Origin of the sequence: Microcystis sp. M31BS1 (assembly GCF_020245285.1) — a bacterium.
In the GTDB taxonomy this organism is placed as follows: Bacteria; Cyanobacteriota; Cyanobacteriia; order Cyanobacteriales; family Microcystaceae; genus Microcystis; species Microcystis panniformis.
Genome location: NZ_JADBVE010000087.1, coordinates 1 through 21,177 on the forward strand (window position 1 = coordinate 1; position 21,177 = coordinate 21,177).

Consider the following 21,177-nt stretch of genomic DNA (forward strand, 5'->3'; position numbering starts at 1 on the left):
CTAAATCCTTATCTGGCAAGAGACTTAATTGATTAGTTCGCTCTAGATAAAAACAATTGACAAAAATCGCTAAATGCCTTTCTCTATAAGGGTTCCATCCCTTATAACCCCCGTCCATTGCATAACACAAACCGAAGAGCCGTTATCGAGTGATCGGGGGTAAAATTGGGTGCATCTCATTTTTGTAAATCTACTGAGTTGGTATTTTTAAAGGGAAACTATCTTCTAAAATTGGTCATCACTTCCGATTTTATCGCTCAATCCAAGCCTTTGGGGGGTTCTACCCCCCAAACCTCCCGTTGGGGTCGTGGCGCCGCCCCCAAACCCCGGAGCGCATTAGTTTTTCGGTGGGATGCTTACAGACAGCCGCTGATATATCTGTAATAATTTAAGAGTCACTGATAATTGCCGATTGCCGGTATTTCTGCAAATGTGAGATGGACTCATCAGTTATCATTTATCAGATGCGAGTTATCAGTTCACTGATTACTGTTTACTGAACACTGAAAAAAAGCTCCCCACTTTCCACTATCCTATTAAACAGGATTGAGAATGACTAACTATTTTCTCATCGGTCAGAGCGAGGTAAAATTATAGATTATGGAATCACCGATCGAACGTTTTCGACTATCTCAAACCGCCAAAGATAGCCTAATAAAATTAAAACGCTACACCAAAATTGACCAATGGAATATCCTCTGTCGTTGGGCTTTTTGTCGTTCCCTTGCTGAACCGAGTCTCCCCTCTCCCGTTCCCATTCCTGCCGATAGCAATGTAGAATTATCTTGGAAAGTATTCGGGGGAGAAATGGCCGATATTTTCTTAATTGCCCTCAAACAACGTTGTCATCAAGACGGATTAGGAACCGATAAAGAAACTCTAACTCAACAATTTCGCTTACATTTACATCGCGGGATCGGTTATCTTGCCGGGGATGCCAAGCTAAAGAAAATCGATAATTTAATCGAATTAGAGAGAGAAAGTCTCAGAGAATCTTAATCAAGAATGATCTGTTTTCAGGGGGAGCGCATCTCAAACGCTATTGACAATTGGCCAATTTTGTGATGGTATAGCAGTTTTCCTCAGGATGAGGCATGGGCAAGGGGCTTAAGCCCCTTGTTGGCAAAACTTGTCGATACCTCAGTAACGTGAAAAGCGCTATATTTAAAAGAGGGCGGCTATCGGGGGATGAGAAAAAATGGAAAATTTAATCGAGGAAGCACTAAGCCATCGAGCGATTAATCATCCGTATTTACTGGCTTTAGAAAAAGGAGAATTTCAACATATTGATGAAGTTCTGACAGACTTTGCCAGTCAATACGGAGCTTATAGTGACTGGTTTTCCCGTTATTTAACAGCAGTAATATCAAAGCTAGAAAATCCCACTCATCGAAATCACCTGCTGAAGAACTTAGCTGAAGAAAACGGACATCTACACGATGAAGATCTCGAAGCAATCCGTAAATTAGGTATTAAGGACGAGTGGGTACAGGAAATTCCTCACCCACAGTTATTCAAGCGTTTTCAAGAAGCGATGGGAGTAGATAGCACGCAAACGCCTTGTGTTGAAGTGGAAATCTGGCGTGAATCATTCCTATCGCTGCTCCAGAATGGAAGTTCACTCGAAGCTATTGGAGCCATAGGTTTAGGGACTGAATCTGTGGTTAAATTTATCTACAAACACATTATCGAAGCGATTAAAAACCATACATCATTATCCTTGGAGCAATATGTATTTTTTCCTTTACATACAGAAGTGGAGGATGAACACAGCTTGACTTTAGTTGAGATTGCTAAGGAATTAGCCAGCGAAAGCGAACAGGCTGTTCTGGAATTACGGAAAGGAATGTTAAAAGCCTTAAATCTACGTGCTGCTTACTGGGACAATATGTATGAACGTGCGTTGGCGCTAGATAAATCTTTGACATCATCAGACCAACTCAAGATTGTTACGCTTTTCACTAAAATGATTAAAGGCAAAAAGCTGTCTAATCAGGAACAGGAACTTTTATTGCATCAAATCAATGATGTGCGTATTGGATTGACGGAAGACTTATCTACTGTTCCAGTGGAAAAACTACTACCCGGATTGAGTTCACTTTTGCTATACGGGATGCAAACGGAAAAGCACAAGGAAGAAGTTCTGAACTTGTTAAATTGGCTTGAAAATCCATCTGGTGAATGCCAATGCTCTCCAACAATATTAAGGCTTGCATCACAACTTTACCATGATTTTCAAACGCTGCGACTGGGAGCATTGACCGAAAAAATTAATGAACAAAAAAGCTTAACTTATGTCCAAGAAGGTAAAGAGCTTATTTCAACAATCAGCGCCAGCAACTTAGAAGCTTTATACAACAATAAGGTCGATAAACTCAATATTGATTTTAACGTATTTCGCCTGCCATTTGCTCTAGAAGTTTTAGATGCACGCCCAGTTATAGTCAAGCCAGGAAAGGCGAATGAAATGCACAAACACGCACATGAAACCGTATTTGTATTTCTTCAGGGTCAAGGAAAAGTTATTGTTGATCAATACGAAAACGAAGTCGAACCGGGTACTTTTGCTGTTATTCCCCGTTGGTGTGTGCATCAATCTGTGAACTTAGGAGAAGAAGAGCTAATTTTTCTGGCGATAGCTGATTTCGGATTAACTGGCAAAAGTTTTATGGGTAATTACTTACACAGTGCTAGACTAAAACAAAATTAGTGCAAATTTTATCCCGTTAGATAGGTATGAAAGCAACACAAGAAACCAAAAAACTTTACGACGAAAGCGCAGGAGACTGGAAACGAGTAGAACCGATTTTGCTTTCTGATTACTCCGCACGTCCCTTTGTCATTGATTTATGTGAACCGATTGTCAACAAGAATATATTAGATCTAGGCTGTGGGGAAGGTTATGTAGGAAGAGAGTTAATTAACCGAGGCGCTCAATCTGTTCATGGGATTGATATTTCATCGCAAATGATCGAGCAGGCCTTGATTCAAAAAAACGAGCATCAGATTACTAATGCTTCCTATGAAGCTGGTGATATTCGTGATTTTGCGGTCACTGAGTCCGAACAATACGATTTAGTTCTGGCTATGTTTCTGTTCAACTACTTAAATGTTTCAGAAACTATTAGCACGCTGCAGAAAGCCTACCAACTTTTGAAATTCGGTGGCTATTTCCTGTTCGCCGTCCCCCATCCCTCTTTACCTTTTCTGAAAAAAGATAAGTTTCCCTTTTATTTTAAACCGAAAGCTGGCTATTTTTCCGGACGCAATCAATTATTCCCCGGTGAGATTTGGCGCAGAGATAGAAAAGCCGTCGCCGTGCAATGTGTTCATAAAACTATGGAAGATTACTTCACATCTCTTCGTTTAGCAGCCTTCACAAAAATGCCAGAAGTTTATGAACTAAAAATTAATCAGAAACATTTAGAACTAGACCCAGAATTTTTTACTCCGCTTATTGACCTTCCCCTTCACGTTGCCTTCAAGATTCAAAAATGATTATACCAATTTCCGATCCTAATATTTCATTACTGATTTGGAAAAAATTGCCCGATCCTTCTCAACTATTTTTTCATTTACCCAAATCATTAGTCTTGGATTTACTAAAAAGAAGCAATCAGAGATGGCTTGACAAACCCAACGAAATAGGACGGGAAACAGTCAATAAAAATCTTGATTTTTTCCTACCGTTTCGTGAGAAATTGCTCCAGGAACCAGGAATAATTATTTTTCGATTAGATTCAGCATTAACAGAAACAGAAATGCGGTTAATTTATGCTTTTATTTCTCGCATTTTTGGACTGCTAAACCACCGCTATGGCGATTTTTTTGATGTAATCGATCGAGGAATGGATTACACTAAAGAAGCTATACCCGTTTCGATGACGAATGCAGAAACTGGCTATCATACCGATAGTACAGACAAAAACTACTTCCCTGATATTGTTGGCTTACTCTGTCTTGCTGCTGCGGATGAGGGAGGAGATTCCCTAGTAGTAAACGCCGCCAATTTGTATCAATATTTCTGGCAAAACCATACAGACCTAGTTTCCTGTCTCTACGAACCTTTGGCGAGGGATGTGATTACACCGGGAGAGATTAATTCTCAAGAAGCTATTCAAAAGAATAATTTCCCCTTATTCTCAACAGATTCTCGGGGTCTGGTTTTTCGTTATATGCGGTACTGGATTGAAGTTGCTTACTCCAAACTAGAAATAGCGCAACCGGAAGCTATCACAAAAACACTTGACATAATCGACAACTTTTTTTCAGAACCGGAAAATACAGTCCGCTTCAAAATGAAAAAAGGTGATGTATTTTACGTTAATAATCGCTTTTTATGCCACAATAGAACCGCTTTTAAAAATTCAGGAAAACCTCGACAAATGGTGCGTAGTTGGATTAACCTTTAAACAAAATACGTCCCAGCGAGAAAGTGCATCTGTCAAGGTACAGATTACTATGACCTCAACCTCCTTGTCACCCCTTCAGTGGTTCAAACTCACCTTAAAAAACTTTTGGTCGGCCTAAAGTAGTGATATAGATAACCGCTTCATCGGAGGGAATTCCTAACACTTCATTAACTTGATCATCAAAAAAACCACCGATACCACTAACCCCTAACCCCAGATGAATAGCTGCTAAATTTAATCTCTGTCCCAAATGACCCGCATCTGCATGAAGATAACGATAGACTCGATCGCCGTATTTAGCCACTGCTTTTGACAGATCCGCCGTATGAAAAACCACAGCAGCCGCATCCCGTCCCAAATCCTGACCTAAACAGAGATAATGTAACTCTTGCCGGAAATTTTTAAAGCGAATTTGCCGCAATTCTTGAGCTTTAGGAGCATAATAATAACAGCCTTCCTCTAATCCAGTTACTGCCGAAACAGCGATAAAAGTTTCCAATAAGTCTAGATCAAAATAATCGGGATTGGGATCGAGATTTTGGTCGGCATAATCTTGGGGTTGATAGGTAAAATGCAGCAGCGCTCGCAATTCGTCTAAACTGAGACTAGCACCACTATAAGCGCGGGTAGATCTGCGTTTAAGCATCGTACTTTCCAGATCGATTAAATCTTCCCCCCAATTGACGGGACGGGATGTCACGGAAACTTTTAGACAAAAAGGAAAATTATATTTATCTTCCCAATTAGAGGGGGTAATATTTGCTTCTATCTTCTCATCTGTGGCTATGATAGTCGCTCGGTGTAGAGAGTTTAATAATTCCCCCTCGGCAATTTTGGGATAAAGAGTCGTGGTTGCCGAAGGGAGTGCCGTGGTACTAGGGGGGAGATTTTGTCGGATATTGAGCAGATCTGCCAAAGGAATCACCGTCATGACACTTTCTTTCTCGGAATCAAGATAAAGCAATTCATTCATCTGACTATCGTTAAAACCACCGATTAAATGAGCGCGATAGTCATTAATCGAGGCTGATAGCTCAATATTGCCCAATAAATGCCCTGTATCTAGGAAAATACGCCGATAAGCTCGATCTTCGTAGCGCCAAGCGGATCGATAAAAAATGGCACTGGTAACTAAAGCGATATCGGTATTTTCTAAAACAGGATTCCAGAAACAAGCAGATTGCAGGTTCGTCCAGACATCACTTTCCCAGAATAAAAGCAGCGAGTGACTTTGACCTTGATAACTGTAGAGACCGGCGGGTAAAAATTCCGTACCACGGGAGATCAGATAAACCTCGGCGGGGTATAATCCACCAGCAGAGGGTGCGGAACGCAGGTACAAGGGACTACCCATAGTGGCGATTTTGGCAGTTAAACCATAGCTACAGCCCAAAATTCGCGATATACGTCGCCAAAAGTCTCCTTTTTGGGGAACTGCTTGACGGGAGAGGTAGGGTTTGAGATCGAAAGTCTGACCGATTTTGTATTCTTTGAAGGGATAGGGTTGTTGACTCCAATCAAGACCTTTACTTTTTGAGGCGATCGTCTGGGGGTCGTATTTGGTCCGCTCGTGGTAGTATTGGGCGATCGAGATTGGCTGATCTGGCATGATAAAGATGGGCTGTCTAAGCTTTACTTTTTAGTTTGACATACTCCCACCCCTAGAAAACGGGTTTCTGAAAGAAACCCGTTTTCTAAATACTCCCCTCTCCCACCCCCCTGCTCTACGATGTCGGGTAGGGTTGATTCATGAATCAACCCTACCCTTGATAAGGGGGGTGGGGGGTTGGGGGTGAGGGTAATTAACCATATCTGCCATTACTTTAGAAAAATAGTATAACTGCTATAATTATCCCATAGCGGCTCAACCCAGAGAAATTCGACGTTATGTTACCAGTGACGGCAAAGTTCCCTTGGCCCAATGGCTCGATTCTTTGCGGGATATTAAGGCTAAAACTAAAATTGCTCAACGCCTAAACCGGGTTAATTTAGGTAACTTAGGGGATTATAAATCAGCTTTGAGCAGGAGTTTATGAACTACGAATAGACTATGGTTCTGGTTATCGCGTTTACTTTGGACAAATCGGAACAACGATTATCTTACTCCTGTGTGGAGGAGATAAAAAAACGCAAGCTAAAGACATTGAAATAGCCCAAAAATATTGGCAAGACTATAGGAGCCGAGAAAATGCCAGTCAGTGATAGTTATCATGATTCCCTGATCGAATCTCTTAAAGATTCCCATTATGCAGCAGTTTATCTGGAAACTCATCTCGAGGGAGATGAATATGAATTTGAATCAGAATTACTCAGACTCGCGTTCAATCACGTCCTAGAAGTCCTTGGCCCTCAAAATCTAACACCAGAACAAATCAAAATTCAGGCGCAGCAATTGGAAGAACTAATGCAAAAACCTGCACCTGAAGCCATGAATCAACTAACCTCCTGGCTTCAAGCTTTAGGATTGAAATTAACGATAATGATCGCTCCAAAAATGCCAGAAATAAATCATGAAAATGACGCTGTTAGTTCAATCAAGATTACAGGGTAGTTTGTAGGTTGGATTGAGCAATTTAATACTTAACCCAAGTTGCTAGAGCGTAGGGTGCGTGTTTGCGGCTATCAATTTGGTCAAAAAAACAAAATTAAAATTCGCCGTAACGCACCACCTCTGTCATCAGGGACGACTACTTCGTGCCAGGTATCAAAAACCCCTAAAAAAGAGAGAGGAAACCCGCGTCTCCTCTCCCTTGTAGGCATTATTTCCTCGCTTTGCGGACAGCACCTCCTAGCATTAAACCGCCCAGTGTGATATAACCAAGAAGGCTCGTGGGTTCGGGGACCGAAACGGGCGCGGGCGGGGTCGGTACAGTCAAGATGCTGGAGAGACCATACATTCGGAACACTTGAGAATAATCCCCATCCCCAGCATTTATCCAATTGCCATAAGTAGCACCACTATTTCCATAATTACTATTAGGGTAGAACGGGGAAACCCCACCCAAGGGGGAAGACTGCAATAAGTAGTCATGCAAAATTAATTACCTGCCCGATCGAGCTAAAACCCTTACGGGGCAATGATCGTCATGTGTAAATAATTTTGCCTAGGTACTTACTGCCCCTGAACCATCGGATAGGGAGCCAGTCCAAACATCACTAATGCTCGATAAATCATTAGGTGTTGTATAGATTGGTAAGTTGATCTGACCATCCCACAGATCTGCATTATTGTTGGCGATCAGGTTGCCATCAATGGCGTAGATGGGAACACCCGTACCCGTAGATGGATTAGTACCCGTATTATCACGGGCATCAACTGACGCGGTCGAACCGATCGCCTTCCAAGTGGTCGTCAGTCCAGCAGCATTCAGAGCAATTGCGAGAGCTGATGTTGGTGTTACATCATTAGTAACAAAGGTATTGTAGTCGTTGATGTCGGTGCTTGTTGCATTCCGTGTGCTGTCAGTCAAAAACACCAAACGATACTGAGCGCCGGGAGCCAGAGATGGGGGGACGACCACCAAAGCAGCTTGTGCTGCACTAGCCGTTACCAGAGTCGCCAGGGCAACTCCAGAGACAATTCCGAGTTGTAATTTCATCAAAAAGGGTTAATGGTAGATGATTTGAGTGCCTGACATTTAGATTTGGGTTAAGGGATAGGGCAACCCAAAACAATGACCAGCGAACCTAACAGTCAAGAGGATACACACTTCCCCCCCCACATTGTATTAAAAGCTACAATTTAATAAATATTTACATTCCTCTCCCCCAGGGCTGACGCTTGCTAGAATGAAATCCCGCTTGATTTGTGGTAATGAGACAGTTTATGTTAGATTTTCATCTATCTGTTCAGCCTGAAACGGAAAAACGCCTTAAAAAGATTTTAAACTCTATCAAAGATCAAGAAAAATTTGCCCAAAGCATTATTGATTATCAGATTGCCGAATTACAAAAAAGCAATTTGAATCTAAAATTAGATTTAGCAGCTCTGGAAAAACAATATCAAATGACATCCGCAGAATTTTATCAGCAATTTTCTTGCGGTATTTTAGGAGATGAATCGGATTTTATAGTTTGGTCTGGACTATATGAAATGCTTCTTCAAAACGAGGCTAATCTCCAAGAATTAAAATGATTGAGGCCTATTTCTTGCAAATCGAACAAACCATTCGAGAATTTCCAAATGTGAGATATTTATCACTGACCAAGAAAATTTATAACGCAAGTCAAGGTTATATTAATGGTTCAATTATTTTTGAGAATAATCATCGCTTAGACTTTATTGAAGTAAAAAATACTGACACAAAACCAAAGATCAAATATCGCTATCATTACATGAACGAATCTCAAACTATGATCTTCCGTTATGATAAGCTTAGACGCACTTACATTGCACTTTAATATCCTGGAACGCCTTGTAGATAGGGATACGAGTAGGAAACTTAAATGCGTCTAAGCTTAATGCACCCCATCATGTTGAGATTGCCACTTTCCCCCATCATAAACACGAGGTTGATGACATCAAAGAAAGCCTTGAGCCAAGTCTTGAGGAAGTGCTTTTAGAAATTGCAGAAAAACAACGAAATATAAAACCGTAATTTTCCGTTAGAATTAGCAGTTTATTGTAGGTTGGGTTGACGCAAGGAAACCCAACAAAGAGTAACGAGAGAGTCAAAATAGCGATCACCGATTCAGACAGATTTGGCGATTGGGTGTTGGGTTTCTACAGTAATCACAGTTACAATGTTTGAGAGGTCTGAGTGGTAACTGATAACTGATAACTGATAACTGAAATGACTACACCTAGCTTCACCATTCCCCAATCTGACCCTCCCCTTTCCTCCCGGCAATCCTTGCCGACGATGTACGATTTACCTAGTGACAATCCACTGGAACCCGGTTTGCCTGACGAATTTCACCTATTACAACCTCAGTTATTACTGCTGACTTTCCAGCCTCCCAACTGGGAACCAGACCTAGTTTTTAGTGCCGCTGACCTCAACCTTTACTACAATGTCAGACACCCCCAATGGTACAAGCGTCCCGATTGGTTTGGGGTGGTTGGTGTTCCTCGCCTCTACGATGGCCATGACCTGCGCTTAAGTTATGTGATTTGGCAGGAAGGGGTTTCCCCTGCGATTGTGGTGGAATTATTGTCTCCAGGTACGGAAAATCAAGATTTAGGAGAAGAACTACGCCAACCAGAAGAACCGCCAACTAAGTGGACAGTTTATGAACAGATTTTGCAGGTTCCCTACTATGTAGTTTTTAGCCGCTATACTAACCAACTTCAAGCGTTTGAACTGGTAGATGGTCATTACCAACCCGTGACTTTAGTGGAGGGACGCTTACCGATTCCTCCACTAGAATTGAGCTTAGGTTTGTGGCAAGGTTCCTATCGGGGAATTGAGCGGCTATGGTTACGCTGGTTGACGCTGGAGGGAGAGTTGATTCCCCTTGCCGATGAGGAGTTAATTGCGGCTAAACAAGAGGCTTCTGCGGCTAAACAAGAGGCTTCTGCGGCTAAACAAGAGGCTTCTGCGGCTAAACAACGAGCAGAACAACTAGCGGCACGATTGCGGGAATTAGGGATAGATCCTGAAACCTGAAGCTAAAACCCCCCCAAAAAAGAGAGAGGAAACCCGCGCCTCCTCTCTCTGGGACATTATTTTCTCGCTTTGCGGACAGCACCCCCTAGTAGCATTAAACCGCCCAGTGTGATATAACCAAGAACACCCGTGGGTTCGGGGACACCCACAGCAGAAGAAGCGACGGTGAACAAATGCCGAGAGATTTTTTGAGATTATTCATACATCGAATAATTTGCTCTACGAATAAAGTTATGTGTAGATTTTAGAAGCAATTTGATTGAAGTCAAGATAAAACTAGGGGATTTTACTCTATCATTGCTTATTTTAATTTTCGATGTACCTACACCCTACTAGACTACTGGTCTGTCAAAGTTGGAAATTGACGGATACAATTTAGTTAATTTGATCCGAGCATCGACCGTAATAAAATCTATGGAAATTATCGCTGTTTTACTGGGAGTTTTCGGTTTAGGGACAGGTGCGGGTTTATTAGTCATCCGTAACTATTACCACATCTGTCAACCGAGTGAAGTCTTAATTTTTGCCGGCAGTCGTCGTCCCACGGCCACGGGCAAAACCATCGGTTATCGTTTGGTAAAAGGGGGCAGCAGTATTCGTTTACCTATGCTAGAACAAGTGTATCGAATGGACCTGACCAACATGATCATCGATCTCAGGGTGGTTAATGCCTATTCTAAGGGCGGTGTGCCGTTGATCGTCACTGGGGTGGCGAATATTAAAATTGCCGGGGAAGAACCGATTATTCATAATGCGATCGAGCGTTTATTGGGCAAGAAACGCAAGGAAATTGAACAATTGGCTAAAGAAACCCTAGAGGGCAATTTGCGCGGTGTCTTGGCGAATTTAACCCCAGAACAAGCGAACTCCGATCAGATTGCTTTCGCTAAAAGTCTCCTAGAAGAAGCGGAACAGGATCTGGAAAAATTGGGTTTAGTTTTGGATAGTTTGCAGATCCAGAATATTTCCGATGAGGTGCGTTATCTGGATTCGATCGGACGGAAGCAAAAAGCCGAATTACAGAGAGATGCCCGGATAGCAGAAGCAAAAGCCCGAAAAACATCGATTATCAAGGATTCCGAGAATCTACGCCTAACCGCTTTGCGTCGTATCCAAAAAGATTTAGAAATAGCCAAAGCTGACGCAGAAAAACGGGTGCGCGACACTCAAACTAAGCGCGGCGCCATGATTGCCGAGGTAGAATCGGTGGTTATGTCCGATTTAGCTAAAGTACAGGCAGAAGTGGCGGTACAAACTGCCCGAATTAAGCAGGTGAAACAGCAATTACAAGCAGATGTGATCGCCCCGGCGGCAGCGGAATGTCAACAAGCGATCGCAAAAGCCCGGGGGGAAGCAGCCAAAATTATCGAACAGGGGAAAGCGCAAGCGGAAGGAACCAAAAAATTAGCGGCCTCTTGGCAAGGAGCGGGAAATAACGCTAAAAACATCTTTTTATACCAAAAATTGGAGTTATTGCTGAAATTAATGGCCGCCAGTGTACCAGAATTGCAGGTACAAACGGTGACGGTAGTGGACGGTGGTGATAGTAATCTTGTCCCCAAAATGACTGCCTTTGCTGAACAATTGCGTCAAGCTACTGGAGTCGATCTGGTACAAATGGCTAATCGCCTAGCACAAACCGAGCCATCTGTCAAGAGTTCAGTGATCAGTGATCAGTGATCAGTTATCAGTTTTGAGTTTTAAGTTTTAAGTGAGCAGTGTGTATTAAGTGATCATCATCAAATGGCAGTTTACTGCTGTCTTTTTACTGTTCACTGATTACTGTTCACTGATTACTGTTCACTGTTCACTGATAACTGATTACTGTTCACTGATAACTGATTACTGTTCACTGATCACTGATTACTGTTCACTGTTCACTGATAACTGATTACTGTTCACTGATAACTGATTACTGTTCACTGTTCACTGATTACTGTTCACTGATAACTGATTACTGATTATTGTCCACTAGAATGTTAATCAAGTTTGGAGACCACCACCATGGATGACTTAATTAATGATCCCTCCCCTTATCCCCAAGACATAGAAATGACGCGGACTCCCCCCTGGGGAACAGTGACGGTATTGGAGGAAGGTCCCCGGTATCGCATCAATCGCATTGTCATTAAACCCGGCCATCACATGAGTACCCAAATGCACTACCATCGCAGTGAACACTGGATTGTCGTCTCCGGCACAGCGCGGGTAATCTGTGATGAAAAAGAAACTCTCCTCAAACAAAAAGAATCTACATACGTTCCCATGAATACCCGTCATCGGGTGGAAAACCCCGGTTCTATTCCTCTGGTGATGATCGAGGTACAAAATGGCGAATATTTAGGAGATGATGATATTCACCGTTTGGATGATGCAGAATAGGACAGTTTTCTCCCCTATATACTTTAGTTATTTGCCAAAATCTCGATCGTGGATGAAAAAATTATCCTAGTTACAGGGGCTGCCCGTTCTGGAAAAAGTGAATGGGCCGAATATTTAGCCAAAATCAGCCAAAAACCCGTTATTTATATCGCCACCTCCTCGGTGGATGAAAAAGATCAAGAATGGTGCGATCGCATTGAAAGACACCGGCAGCGACGTTCCCCCCAATGGCAAACCCAAGAAATTCCCCGACAATTAAGCGAAACTATTGATAATAGCCCATTTTCTCACTGTTTATTGATCGATTCTCTCGGTACTTGGGTAGCCAATTGTTTAGAAATGTCGGCAGCTGAATGGTTAGAAATCAGCGATCGATTCTTGTATTCCCTCAAAAATGCGGCGGTTGATGTTATTCTGGTAGCGGAAGAAACCGGTTGGGGTGTGGTTCCCGCTTATCCCCTCGGTCGTCTGTTTCGCGATCGTTTAGGCGATCTCTGTCGTAGAATTGGCACAATAGCAGACGCAGTTTATCTAGTTACCGGCGGCCATGCTCTTAATTTAAGTCAATTGGGTCAGTCTTTGTCGATAATTGGGCAGCAGAGAAGATGAGCAACGATTATCGCCGAGAAATCGAGAAAAATGCCACCGATCAGGGAGTATGGCAAGATGCAACCACTTTTTTTGTCACTGCTAGTAAAAGTTAGAAAAAGATCATGAGTCAAGTTAAAACCATCTCCGGACGAGCTTTACCCTTGCGAGGCAACGATATTGACACCGATCGCATTATTCCGGCTCGTTTTTTGCGTTGTATCACCTTTGAAGGTTTAGGAGAACAAGTGTTCGCCGATGATCGAGCCGCTTTACAGGGGAGTCATCCTTTCGATCTACCCCAGTACCAAGGGGCGAAAATTTTGGTAGTTAATGGTAATTTTGGTTGTGGCTCTTCTCGGGAACACGCACCGCAAGCGATTTTACGTTGGGGAATTCAAGCAATTATCGGGGAAAGTTTCGCCGAAATATTTTTTGGCAATTGTATCGCTAATGGGGTTCCCTGTGTCACTGCTGAGGCAAAAACCATCACCCATTTACAGGATTTAATTGCAGCTAATCCCGAAATTCCCGTCGATCTTTCCTTGACAACCATGACAGTAGAATGGGGGGATTTTGTCGCTACCGTCTCTATGAATGAAGGTTCCCGACAGATGTTAATAGAAGGGGGTTGGGATACCTGCGGACAGCTTTTACAAAATCTCGATCTGATTGAATCTACCGCACAAAAGTTACCCTATTTAAGTTTCGTTTAGAGAAACAATCTAGGGTGAGGGTGCGTTAGTAGTAGATTAACGTACCCTGGCAGGGATTTTGTTGGAAATGCCGCGGCTGTAAATATTAAAAAATCTGCCCTATGACTAATCCTGATAATAATCTCCAAAATATCCAAGAACCGATTTTAAACGCTCCCGAAGATGTGCGAAAAATCATCGATCGAGTTTTAAAATTGGAAAGAGATAAGTTATACCAGCGCAATCCTCGCAATATCAATGATGATGTTTTAACGATTATTAAAGAAGTAATCCAATAATTAGCTTTTAGCTATCAGGAGTCAGGAGATAGGGTGATAGGGTTTTGGGGTGATAGGGTGATAGGGATTTAGGGGTTTAGGGAAATTTCATCCAAATGCTCCACTTCCCACTTCCCCATCCCCCCACTTCCCCACTTCCCCACTTCCCCACTTCCCACTCCCCCACTTCCCCATCATCCCCTTTATATAAATATGAAACTACTATCAATAAAGTTATGTAATTTTCGACAATTTTATGGTAAGACTCCTGAGATACATTTAGCGGCAAGTTCTCGCAATACAACGGTAATTTATGGCAATAATGGGGCGGGAAAAACAACCATTTTAAATGCTTGTACTTGGGTTCTTTATGAAAAATTTACAGCAGCTTTTGCCGAACCAGAGTTATTAGTTAATAAACGGGCAATTACGGAAGTAAGTACGGGAACTTCCATAGAATGTTCCGCAGAAGTAAACTTTGAACATGAAAATAAACGCTATCAGGTAAAACGAAAATTTTTCGCCTATCAAGATGTAAATAGTAAAATTAAATACGGTTCAAATAGTTTATATATGCTCTACGCTGGTGATGATGGCAATTGGTACACACCCAATCAACCAGCGGAGGATATTATTAATCAAATTTTACCGGAAAGTTTACACCGTTATTTCTTTTTTGATGGGGAATATATTGATCATCAATTCCGCAGTAGTAGTCAAGGTAAAATCGCCGAAGATACAAAAGAATTATTGGGAGTTAAAGTATTAGATCGAGCGATCGAGCATTTAAAAAAAGCTAAGAAATCTTTACAAGATGAGCTTAAAGATTTAGGGGAATCGGATTTAAAAAAGTTATTAAAACAGGAAAGTAAAATTGAGCAGGATTTCGAGAAATTAAAACAGCGTCAGCAAGATATTATTAGCCAGTTATCCCAGCAAGAAGAATTAAAAAAAGCCGTGACTAATCGCTTACTAGAGTTAAGTGGTGCCGAGGAATTAAAACAGTTAAAAGAAAAATTAGAACAACAGGAAAGAAATCTGCGGCAAGATTTAGTCAGAACTAAGGATAAGTTAAAGAAATTAATTTCTCAGCAAGCTTATCAAGTCTTTTTAAAAGGAATTAATCAAAATTTTCAGCAATTAATCGATCGCCTACGACAACAAGGGGAATTACCCAGTGGTATCAAACAGCAATTTGTCCAACAATTATTAGATCGGAAAAAATGTATTTGTGGTCAGGAATTACAGGAAAATAGCCAAGCTTATTTACAGGTACAAGATTGGATGAATAAAGCAGGAATGGCCGATGTAGAAGAAGCGGCCATTCGCTTATCTTCCACAGTCAAAGAAATGGATAAAAAAGTCTTAGATTTTTGGCAAGAAGTGGATAATTATCAAGCTAATATTCACCAATGGCGCTTAGAATTATCTTTAGTAGAATCAGAATTAGATGAAGTGCGGGATAAATTTCGCCATTATCCCGATGAAGATATTAAAAATCTGCAATCTCGCTTAGATGCGATCGAGGATTCCCTAAAAGATTTACGCTTGGAACAGGGCAGCAATAAAAATCAACTAGATATCTATGAAAAAGAGTTAGAATCCCTGCAAAAACAGGTACAGAAACAGCAACAAAAAGAGCAAAAATATAATTTAGGACAACGACGTATTTTAGCGACTCAAGAGGCAATTAATCGCATTAGTGAGGTAAGACAGAGATTAGAAAATCAGTTTCGTTTGTCCTTAGAAAAACGGGTACAGGAAATCTTTAACTCAATTTCTTTTACTCCCTATATTCCCCGTATTAGTCCCGATTACGAGGTAAGATTATTAGAAAATACCACAGGATTCGCGATTCCCGTGGCAGCTTCCACCGGAGAAAATCAGATTCTCAGTTTATCTTTTATCGGGGGAATTATCGATCGAGTGCGCGAATGGAGTCAGAAAAATACTTTGATGGGAATTGATAGCAGCACTTTTCCTCTGGTGATGGATTCCCCTTTTGGTAGTCTTGATCATATCTATCGTCGGCAAGTTGCGATCGCTATTCCTAAATTAGCCAATCAGTTAGTTGTTTTAGTGACAAAAACTCAATGGAGAGGAGAAGTAGAAACCGAGATTTCTCCCTATATTGGTAAAGAATATGTGTTAGTTTATAATTCTCCGAAAGCAGATTGTCAAGAGGACTTAATTAATCTTCATGGTGTTGATTATTCTCTGGTGAAACGCAGTCCTAATAATTTTGAATATACGGAAATTATCGAAGTTAATCGATTTCCCTCCTGACTGCTAAATCGGTGCATCTCACCTTTGCACAAATACAGACAACCAGCAATTATCAGTGACTCTTAAATTGGTACAAAAATATGAACAATCGCGTGTAAGCATCTCACCGAAAAACTAATGCGCTCCAGGGTTTGGGTAGGGTTGATTCATGAATCAACCCTACTCTGAATCAACCCTAGGGGTTTGGGAGGTAGAACCCACCAAAAGCTTGGATTGAGTGATAAAATCGGAAGTAATGACCAATTTTAGAAGACAGTTTCCCTTTAAAAATACCCAACTCAGTAGATTTACAAAAATCAGATACACCCTGGTTATAATAACTAAATTTTAACTTCTAATAAAACGATCAATTGCTGTGTTCATTACCCCAACACGATTGGATAATTCCACAAGTTCCGTGGTGACAATATTATAATCCCCTAAATATTTTTGGAGATTAGTTCCCTCTTTTTGATGGCCAATTTCCACTAACCTTTCCTCTCGCAATTCTTGCAAATGATCGAGGATATTTTCTAAAGTATCTTCGAGGGAAGGTAAGGGAGAAGGAGGATTATTTGCTTGCAAAGCTTGGGTTAATTGCGTCAAAGCTTGGGTTATTTGTTGCGTAAACAGACTTAGATTAGGATGGGGAGGACTACCGCGATATTGTTCCAATTCCGTCAATAAAACTGTCACTCCGCGACCAAAACGAGGAATATAATTACTTAAAGTTATTGCTGGTTCCATTTGTGGAAAAGGCGTGCTAGGATCATCAATTAATCTTTGTAGGGCCGTTTGCATAGTTGTATTTGCTCGTCGAGCTTTATTGCGATGGGAAGATAAAATTGCAGTTTGATAGGATGATTCTCCTAAATAAACTGCCATAACTGACTGAAAATATACTTGATTAGCTTCTAATGCTTTAATGGCAGCTCTGGAAAAACGTTCATCTTCATTAAACCGTAAAAAACCGAAGGAAAGTGCAAAAGCTAAAGCACTACCGATTAAAGTATAAACTATTCTGATATACTCTAAATTAATCCCGTCATTGCTGGTATCGAGACGACTGATAATTAAAGCAAAAATTGTGATAAAAAATACGGCTAAACTATAGTGAAACCGCACCAAAGTTAAAGCGATCGCTATAGAAATAACCCCAATAACTTCTAACCAGAGCGGATTATCTATAATTCGCAACAGTGCCAAAACAAAAAACGAGCCTAAAATCGTGCCAAACACCCGATTAAAAAAGCGTTGAAAAGTCAAGCTAAAATCTGGTTTTAACACAATAACTAAGGTTAAACCAATCCAAAAACTATGGGTAATTCCTAGCTTATTGTAAATCAAAACTCCTAGCGCACTTCCCAAACCCAAGCGTAAACCATGACGAAATAGGGGCGATTCTAGATTAAAATTAGATTTTAATGGTTCCCACCAAGCTTTTTCTTGACCGTACTCTTTTTCTATCCCTTCAAAGTTCCGCTGCCAGGGATTCTTTTTATCTGAAAATTCCTCGCTTTGCCGCAAATGTTGCGCTGTTTCACTGGCTATTTTTAGCTGTTTAAATAATTTTTTTAAACGATTATTTAATTGGGAAATTGCCACATAACTGCTATAATCGTCCTGAGCATTTTCTAAAACTTTAGCTTGCAGGTTTTTTTGTTGCTCGATCGCCTTGAGTAATAGCTGCAAGCGCTCACAATCTGGTTGTTTATTTCTACCCAAAATTAACCCAGCAATATCTTCGCTAATTTCCGCCACTTGCACGAGAATATCTTCTAATAAAATACCCACCGTGGTCAGTTGTGGCAAGGGATGAAGATGAAGCAATTCTCGCAGCGCAATTAAGCTGGTATTAATGCGATCGCTATCTTCAATCAAGACGATTAACAATTCCCGCAGCTCATTCTTTCCCCAACGTCCCCGACGCGTCAAGGTGACAGTTTTCCTCGAACGGAGCAACAGTTGGCGAATTTGGTCAAAATATGGCTCCTCATGAGCATTAGAACGAGAGTGTAAAGGCAAAGAACGGAGATAGGTGGCGATACCCTGAAAATTTTCCGCCGTTACCTGACGTAAAGGCTGATTAGGACGAAAAGGCCAGATAAACAGGGCCAAAAAAATTGTCCATCCCCCTCCCAAAACAGCGATTCCGGCCCGTTGTAAAGCGACGACCATATCTCCCGATGGCAAAGAAACGGCCAAAAGCAGCAATAAACTGATTACTACCCCAGCTAACGCCCCATTTTCCCCGTAAACCGTCAAATAACCCGCTAGAAACAACCCACAAAAAACTATCACTACGGTCAATCCTAGCCAAGCACTGGCTAATGTGCCGATAATCAAAGCTAGAGCCATCCCGATAGTCGTAGCGACTAGGGTTTTCGCTCTCAGGCAGTAAAGTCCCCCCACATCAGCTAAAATCAAGGTTTGAGCCGCTAAACCGACCATTAACCCCACTTCTGACCGATCTAAAATATCACCAATAATAATCGGCACTGTGATGGCTAATAAAGTCCGAATCCCCCGCTCGATCTCGATATCGCCACTAGGACGCAATAAAAAAGCAAATCGCTGAAGTAGCATATAGCACTTATCTTAATGGTGAGGTATGAGGTTTTCGTTTTCGGGAGTCAGCATTCTCCGAGTCACCTGATTAGGGAAAGATTTCTCTCCTGTCTCCTGACTCCTAACTCCTTAATTCTGCTGTATTAGGGCAGCCAACGGGGTTTAAAACCAGCGTTGAGTTCTTGAGGTAAAATTTTCGGGATGCTATTGGGACTGAATTGATCAGGAAGCGGTAATAACCAGAGACGACCATCGGCAATGCTCGACCCCTCCCCAGTGACTAAATCATTTCCGACTCCAAAGGGTATGGTTGCTAACTGATCAAATAATAAAGCCACGCCATCGGGAGACATACTCATCTGCACGTCACGATAATTAGGTAAGGCGAGCAGGGGGATCATTTTACCCGTTTTTAGCTCAATAATCGCTAAAAATGGTTCTTCTTTCACCTTGCCATCGCTGCCCATAACCAGATCGCTTTTCAGACAGTAAAGGGTTTTTTCTTGTCGCGGTTCAAATTCACAGCTAATAATCGGATTAGCTGTTCTTAATAGTAGTCTTGACTCTCCCCGATCGTTGAGCAGAAATAGCGATCGCTGATTATCCGGTTCTGATTTCACCATTAATTTTTGGCGACCATCCCGGGAAAAAGCGAGGATTTTGTCATAGGTGGGCAAAAATTGCGGTTTTCCCCCTTGTACATCCAAAGGAATCACCGCTACCCCTCCCGTTTGACTGACAACCGCTTTTTTACCGTCGGGAGATAGTAAAAAATTATCCCCTTGCATTCCTAACGGTCGCGATTGTCGATCATCGCTGATTACCCATAAACTGGCATCCCCCGGATTCCCATGATTAATTCTCTGCACGATTAGGGTTTTGCCGTTATCTGAGAGATTAAAACGCAGATTTTGATAGGTTTTCGCATCTAAAAACCTTTCTATACGACCACTGGGCAAATTTTGACTATTTTCGTCATGATTTAAACCCGTGGTAATTGTGTAAAGTTGCTGTTTTGGGGTATCTCGTCCTAAGTCAGAGCGATCGAAGGCCGAGAATAAAATTCTATCCCCCCTCGGATAGATTTGAAAATCCGTGACCACCAGATCCCCAGGGGTAAGGATGGTTTTTTTCAGTTCTGTGACGTTATTTGGCCCCTGAATGATATTACAGACGATTAAACGGCCTCTTTCCTCTTGGTTGACCCCAATATAGGCAAAAGCTCGATCGTGGCTGTAAAATTCGCCGATAAAGTCCTCACCTTGAGCAATAGGTAACTTTACTTGATATTTTTTGCCGTAGATGGGCAATTCTGTCAAAGTATAGGTCAAGCGATCTCCGGCCCAGCTAATTTTACCCGGTAAGGGAGGATTGATCACCAAGCTGGTTTCTATGTCTGAACGGTCAATCGGCCGATTAAAACTTAAAGTAAAATAATTGTCCCTAACGCCGATTTTTCGCCCTTGCCAGCTAAAATTCTCCCCTCGGGTCGGGACTTGATTTCCCTGGATCAAAATCGACGATATCGCCGCAATTAAAGCCAAAATAGTCGCTAACACTAAGCGATCGAACCAAGCTAATCTTTTCATCAGTTATCAGTTATCAGTTATCAGTAGTCGGTCGTCAGGAGATTGCTTTTATTTATTCTCCCATCTCCCCCCTCTACAATAATTACTCGCAACCAGAAACACCTTTGGTGCATATCATACTTTGTGCTTTTTGTCAAAAAAACTTTTTTTTTGCAACAAAACTACATAAAAAAAAGATCATCGTTGTGGGTGAAATTGACTGATTTACCCGTTTTAATTAGGATCACCTTCTAGGTTTGACAAGGGTTTCAACCATTGCTGGCCAAAAAAGCACAAAACAACCCATTATGAAATTCTATCAAATCGCTGTAACCAGCATAACATCGTTGTTAAATAAAAATATTTCTCAATTAATTCTTAAGAATTTATAAATATTGCGGAATGTTAATTTAAATATTCTCAAGTTTTTACGGTCAATAAATAATTTTTACTTATCTTTGTCCAAAATTGGGTTAGAAGTCAGGAGTCAGGAGTCAGGAGTCAGCAGATAGGAGTCGGGAGATAGGAGTCAGTAGTCAGTAGTCAGGAGTCGGGAGTCGGGAGATAGGAGTCAGTAGTCAGTAGTCAGGAGATAGGAGTCAGGAGTCGGGAGATTATTTTATTTATTCTCCCCACACCCTACACCCTACACCCCACACCCCACACCCTACACCCTGACTGACGGACACAAGTGGGTCAAAACCTGACAAGACAAGGGTTGCCAAAAAGAAAAATATCTGGGTAGATAGGGAAAAAGCAAGAATCCCTACAAGATGAAAACCGAGAACAGAATCTTCTCCCAAGTTTATTCC

The 21,177-nt window shown here is 41.6% G+C and carries 18 protein-coding genes and 3 pseudogenes; 16 read left to right on the forward strand and 5 right to left on the reverse strand.

Annotation, left to right across the window (positions count from 1 at the left end; translation table 11 throughout):
- Positions 1–600 precede the first annotated feature (600 nt).
- From dndE to IM509_RS04785, 4 genes are all read left to right on the forward strand, one after another.
- Positions 601–999 (forward strand): DNA sulfur modification protein DndE, encoded by a 399-nt coding sequence (gene dndE, locus IM509_RS04770; protein ID WP_052277560.1) that lies wholly within the window; start codon positions 601–603, stop codon positions 997–999.
- A 199-nt stretch (positions 1,000–1,198) separates the two neighbouring features.
- A complete protein-coding gene (locus IM509_RS04775; protein ID WP_052277559.1) occupies positions 1,199–2,710 on the forward strand; it encodes a cupin domain-containing protein in 1,512 nt (503 codons plus the stop codon).
- Positions 2,711–2,736: 26 nt separating this feature from the next.
- Positions 2,737–3,498, forward strand: a complete 762-nt coding sequence (locus tag IM509_RS04780) for a class I SAM-dependent methyltransferase (RefSeq protein ID WP_052277558.1) — start codon at positions 2,737–2,739, stop codon at positions 3,496–3,498.
- Positions 3,495–4,412 (forward strand): TauD/TfdA family dioxygenase, encoded by a 918-nt coding sequence (locus IM509_RS04785; protein ID WP_185237571.1) that lies wholly within the window; start codon positions 3,495–3,497, stop codon positions 4,410–4,412. The genes IM509_RS04780 and IM509_RS04785 overlap by 4 nt, the downstream gene beginning before the upstream one ends.
- A gap of 94 nt (positions 4,413–4,506) precedes the next feature.
- On the opposite strand, the gene IM509_RS04790 is transcribed toward IM509_RS04785, so the two are convergent.
- The gene (locus IM509_RS04790; protein ID WP_052277556.1) at positions 4,507–6,021 is read right to left on the reverse strand and encodes a SagB/ThcOx family dehydrogenase; all 1,515 of its coding nucleotides are present in this window, start codon (positions 6,019–6,021) and stop codon (positions 4,507–4,509) included.
- Between the two features lie 247 nt (positions 6,022–6,268).
- Here IM509_RS04790 and IM509_RS24005 point away from each other — a divergent pair.
- A pseudogene (locus tag IM509_RS24005) lies at positions 6,269–6,614 on the forward strand (type II toxin-antitoxin system RelE/ParE family toxin).
- Positions 6,601–6,963 (forward strand): hypothetical protein, encoded by a 363-nt coding sequence (locus IM509_RS04800; protein ID WP_052277554.1) that lies wholly within the window; start codon positions 6,601–6,603, stop codon positions 6,961–6,963. The pseudogene IM509_RS24005 and the gene IM509_RS04800 overlap by 14 nt, the downstream one beginning before the upstream one ends.
- A gap of 208 nt (positions 6,964–7,171) precedes the next feature.
- Here IM509_RS04800 and IM509_RS04805 read toward each other — a convergent pair.
- Positions 7,172–8,011 (reverse strand): annotated as a pseudogene (locus tag IM509_RS04805) (PEP-CTERM sorting domain-containing protein).
- Between the two features lie 227 nt (positions 8,012–8,238).
- Between IM509_RS04805 and IM509_RS04810 the strand changes: the two are divergent.
- The 4 genes from IM509_RS04810 (at position 8,239) to IM509_RS04825 (ending at position 10,021) form a co-directional block, all read left to right on the forward strand.
- The gene (locus tag IM509_RS04810) at positions 8,239–8,547 is read left to right on the forward strand and encodes a hypothetical protein (RefSeq protein ID WP_052277553.1); all 309 of its coding nucleotides are present in this window, start codon (positions 8,239–8,241) and stop codon (positions 8,545–8,547) included.
- On the forward strand, positions 8,544–8,813 hold the full coding sequence (locus IM509_RS24310; protein ID WP_249264819.1) for a toxin-antitoxin system TumE family protein: 270 nt from the start codon (positions 8,544–8,546) through the stop codon (positions 8,811–8,813). The genes IM509_RS04810 and IM509_RS24310 overlap by 4 nt, the downstream gene beginning before the upstream one ends.
- An 80-nt stretch (positions 8,814–8,893) precedes the next feature.
- The gene (locus IM509_RS24315; protein WP_249264822.1) at positions 8,894–9,010 is read left to right on the forward strand and encodes a toxin-antitoxin system TumE family protein; all 117 of its coding nucleotides are present in this window, start codon (positions 8,894–8,896) and stop codon (positions 9,008–9,010) included.
- Between the two features lie 195 nt (positions 9,011–9,205).
- The gene (locus tag IM509_RS04825; protein ID WP_052277552.1) at positions 9,206–10,021 is read left to right on the forward strand and encodes a Uma2 family endonuclease; all 816 of its coding nucleotides are present in this window, start codon (positions 9,206–9,208) and stop codon (positions 10,019–10,021) included.
- Between the two features lie 56 nt (positions 10,022–10,077).
- Here the strand turns inward: IM509_RS04825 and IM509_RS04830 are convergent.
- Positions 10,078–10,170, reverse strand: a pseudogene (locus tag IM509_RS04830) (PEP-CTERM sorting domain-containing protein); the annotation flags it as partial.
- A 265-nt stretch (positions 10,171–10,435) separates the two neighbouring features.
- Here IM509_RS04830 and IM509_RS04835 point away from each other — a divergent pair.
- From IM509_RS04835 to IM509_RS04860, 6 genes are all read left to right on the forward strand, one after another.
- Positions 10,436–11,701, forward strand: coding sequence for a flotillin family protein (locus tag IM509_RS04835; RefSeq protein WP_052277551.1), 1,266 nt, complete (start codon positions 10,436–10,438; stop codon positions 11,699–11,701).
- A gap of 324 nt (positions 11,702–12,025) precedes the next feature.
- On the forward strand, positions 12,026–12,403 hold the full coding sequence (locus tag IM509_RS04840; protein ID WP_002790158.1) for a phosphomannose isomerase type II C-terminal cupin domain: 378 nt from the start codon (positions 12,026–12,028) through the stop codon (positions 12,401–12,403).
- A 48-nt stretch (positions 12,404–12,451) separates the two neighbouring features.
- Complete coding sequence (gene cobU, locus IM509_RS04845) at positions 12,452–13,012, forward strand: bifunctional adenosylcobinamide kinase/adenosylcobinamide-phosphate guanylyltransferase (protein ID WP_052277549.1); 561 nt, start codon at positions 12,452–12,454, stop codon at positions 13,010–13,012.
- A 104-nt stretch (positions 13,013–13,116) separates the two neighbouring features.
- Positions 13,117–13,707 carry a 3-isopropylmalate dehydratase small subunit gene (gene leuD, locus IM509_RS04850; RefSeq protein WP_052277548.1) on the forward strand — a complete coding sequence of 197 codons (591 nt, stop codon included), beginning with the start codon at positions 13,117–13,119 and terminating at the stop codon, positions 13,705–13,707.
- Positions 13,708–13,808: 101 nt separating this feature from the next.
- On the forward strand, positions 13,809–13,985 hold the full coding sequence (locus IM509_RS04855; RefSeq protein ID WP_002737666.1) for a hypothetical protein: 177 nt from the start codon (positions 13,809–13,811) through the stop codon (positions 13,983–13,985).
- Between the two features lie 192 nt (positions 13,986–14,177).
- Entirely contained in the window at positions 14,178–16,250 is a 2,073-nt protein-coding gene (locus IM509_RS04860) for an AAA family ATPase (RefSeq protein ID WP_185237558.1), read from the forward strand.
- Between the two features lie 327 nt (positions 16,251–16,577).
- Here the strand turns inward: IM509_RS04860 and IM509_RS04865 are convergent, their stop codons facing one another.
- Both IM509_RS04865 and IM509_RS04870 read right to left on the reverse strand, forming a co-directional pair.
- Entirely contained in the window at positions 16,578–18,815 is a 2,238-nt protein-coding gene (locus IM509_RS04865; RefSeq protein ID WP_052277546.1) for an FUSC family protein, read from the reverse strand.
- A 125-nt stretch (positions 18,816–18,940) separates the two neighbouring features.
- Complete coding sequence (locus IM509_RS04870; protein WP_052277545.1) at positions 18,941–20,386, reverse strand: Ig-like domain-containing domain; 1,446 nt, start codon at positions 20,384–20,386, stop codon at positions 18,941–18,943.
- Between the last annotated feature and the right edge of the window lie 791 nt (positions 20,387–21,177).

Excerpts from the sequence above, each read along its gene's own strand:
- dndE (WP_052277560.1), top strand. The coding sequence starts at position 601 with ATGGAATCACCGATCGAACGTTTTCGACTATCTCAAACCGCCAAAGAT.
- IM509_RS04775 (WP_052277559.1), top strand. The coding sequence starts at position 1,199 with ATGGAAAATTTAATCGAGGAAGCACTAAGCCATCGAGCGATTAATCAT.
- IM509_RS04780 (WP_052277558.1), top strand. The coding sequence starts at position 2,737 with ATGAAAGCAACACAAGAAACCAAAAAACTTTACGACGAAAGCGCAGGA.
- IM509_RS04785 (WP_185237571.1), top strand. The coding sequence starts at position 3,495 with ATGATTATACCAATTTCCGATCCTAATATTTCATTACTGATTTGGAAA.
- IM509_RS04790 (WP_052277556.1), bottom strand. The coding sequence starts at position 6,021 with ATGCCAGATCAGCCAATCTCGATCGCCCAATACTACCACGAGCGGACC.
- IM509_RS04800 (WP_052277554.1), top strand. The coding sequence starts at position 6,601 with ATGCCAGTCAGTGATAGTTATCATGATTCCCTGATCGAATCTCTTAAA.
- IM509_RS04810 (WP_052277553.1), top strand. The coding sequence starts at position 8,239 with ATGTTAGATTTTCATCTATCTGTTCAGCCTGAAACGGAAAAACGCCTT.
- IM509_RS24310 (WP_249264819.1), top strand. The coding sequence starts at position 8,544 with ATGATTGAGGCCTATTTCTTGCAAATCGAACAAACCATTCGAGAATTT.
- IM509_RS04825 (WP_052277552.1), top strand. The coding sequence starts at position 9,206 with ATGACTACACCTAGCTTCACCATTCCCCAATCTGACCCTCCCCTTTCC.
- IM509_RS04835 (WP_052277551.1), top strand. The coding sequence starts at position 10,436 with ATGGAAATTATCGCTGTTTTACTGGGAGTTTTCGGTTTAGGGACAGGT.
- IM509_RS04840 (WP_002790158.1), top strand. The coding sequence starts at position 12,026 with ATGGATGACTTAATTAATGATCCCTCCCCTTATCCCCAAGACATAGAA.
- leuD (WP_052277548.1), top strand. The coding sequence starts at position 13,117 with ATGAGTCAAGTTAAAACCATCTCCGGACGAGCTTTACCCTTGCGAGGC.
- IM509_RS04855 (WP_002737666.1), top strand. The coding sequence starts at position 13,809 with ATGACTAATCCTGATAATAATCTCCAAAATATCCAAGAACCGATTTTA.
- IM509_RS04860 (WP_185237558.1), top strand. The coding sequence starts at position 14,178 with ATGAAACTACTATCAATAAAGTTATGTAATTTTCGACAATTTTATGGT.
- IM509_RS04865 (WP_052277546.1), bottom strand. The coding sequence starts at position 18,815 with ATGCTACTTCAGCGATTTGCTTTTTTATTGCGTCCTAGTGGCGATATC.
- IM509_RS04870 (WP_052277545.1), bottom strand. The coding sequence starts at position 20,386 with ATGAAAAGATTAGCTTGGTTCGATCGCTTAGTGTTAGCGACTATTTTG.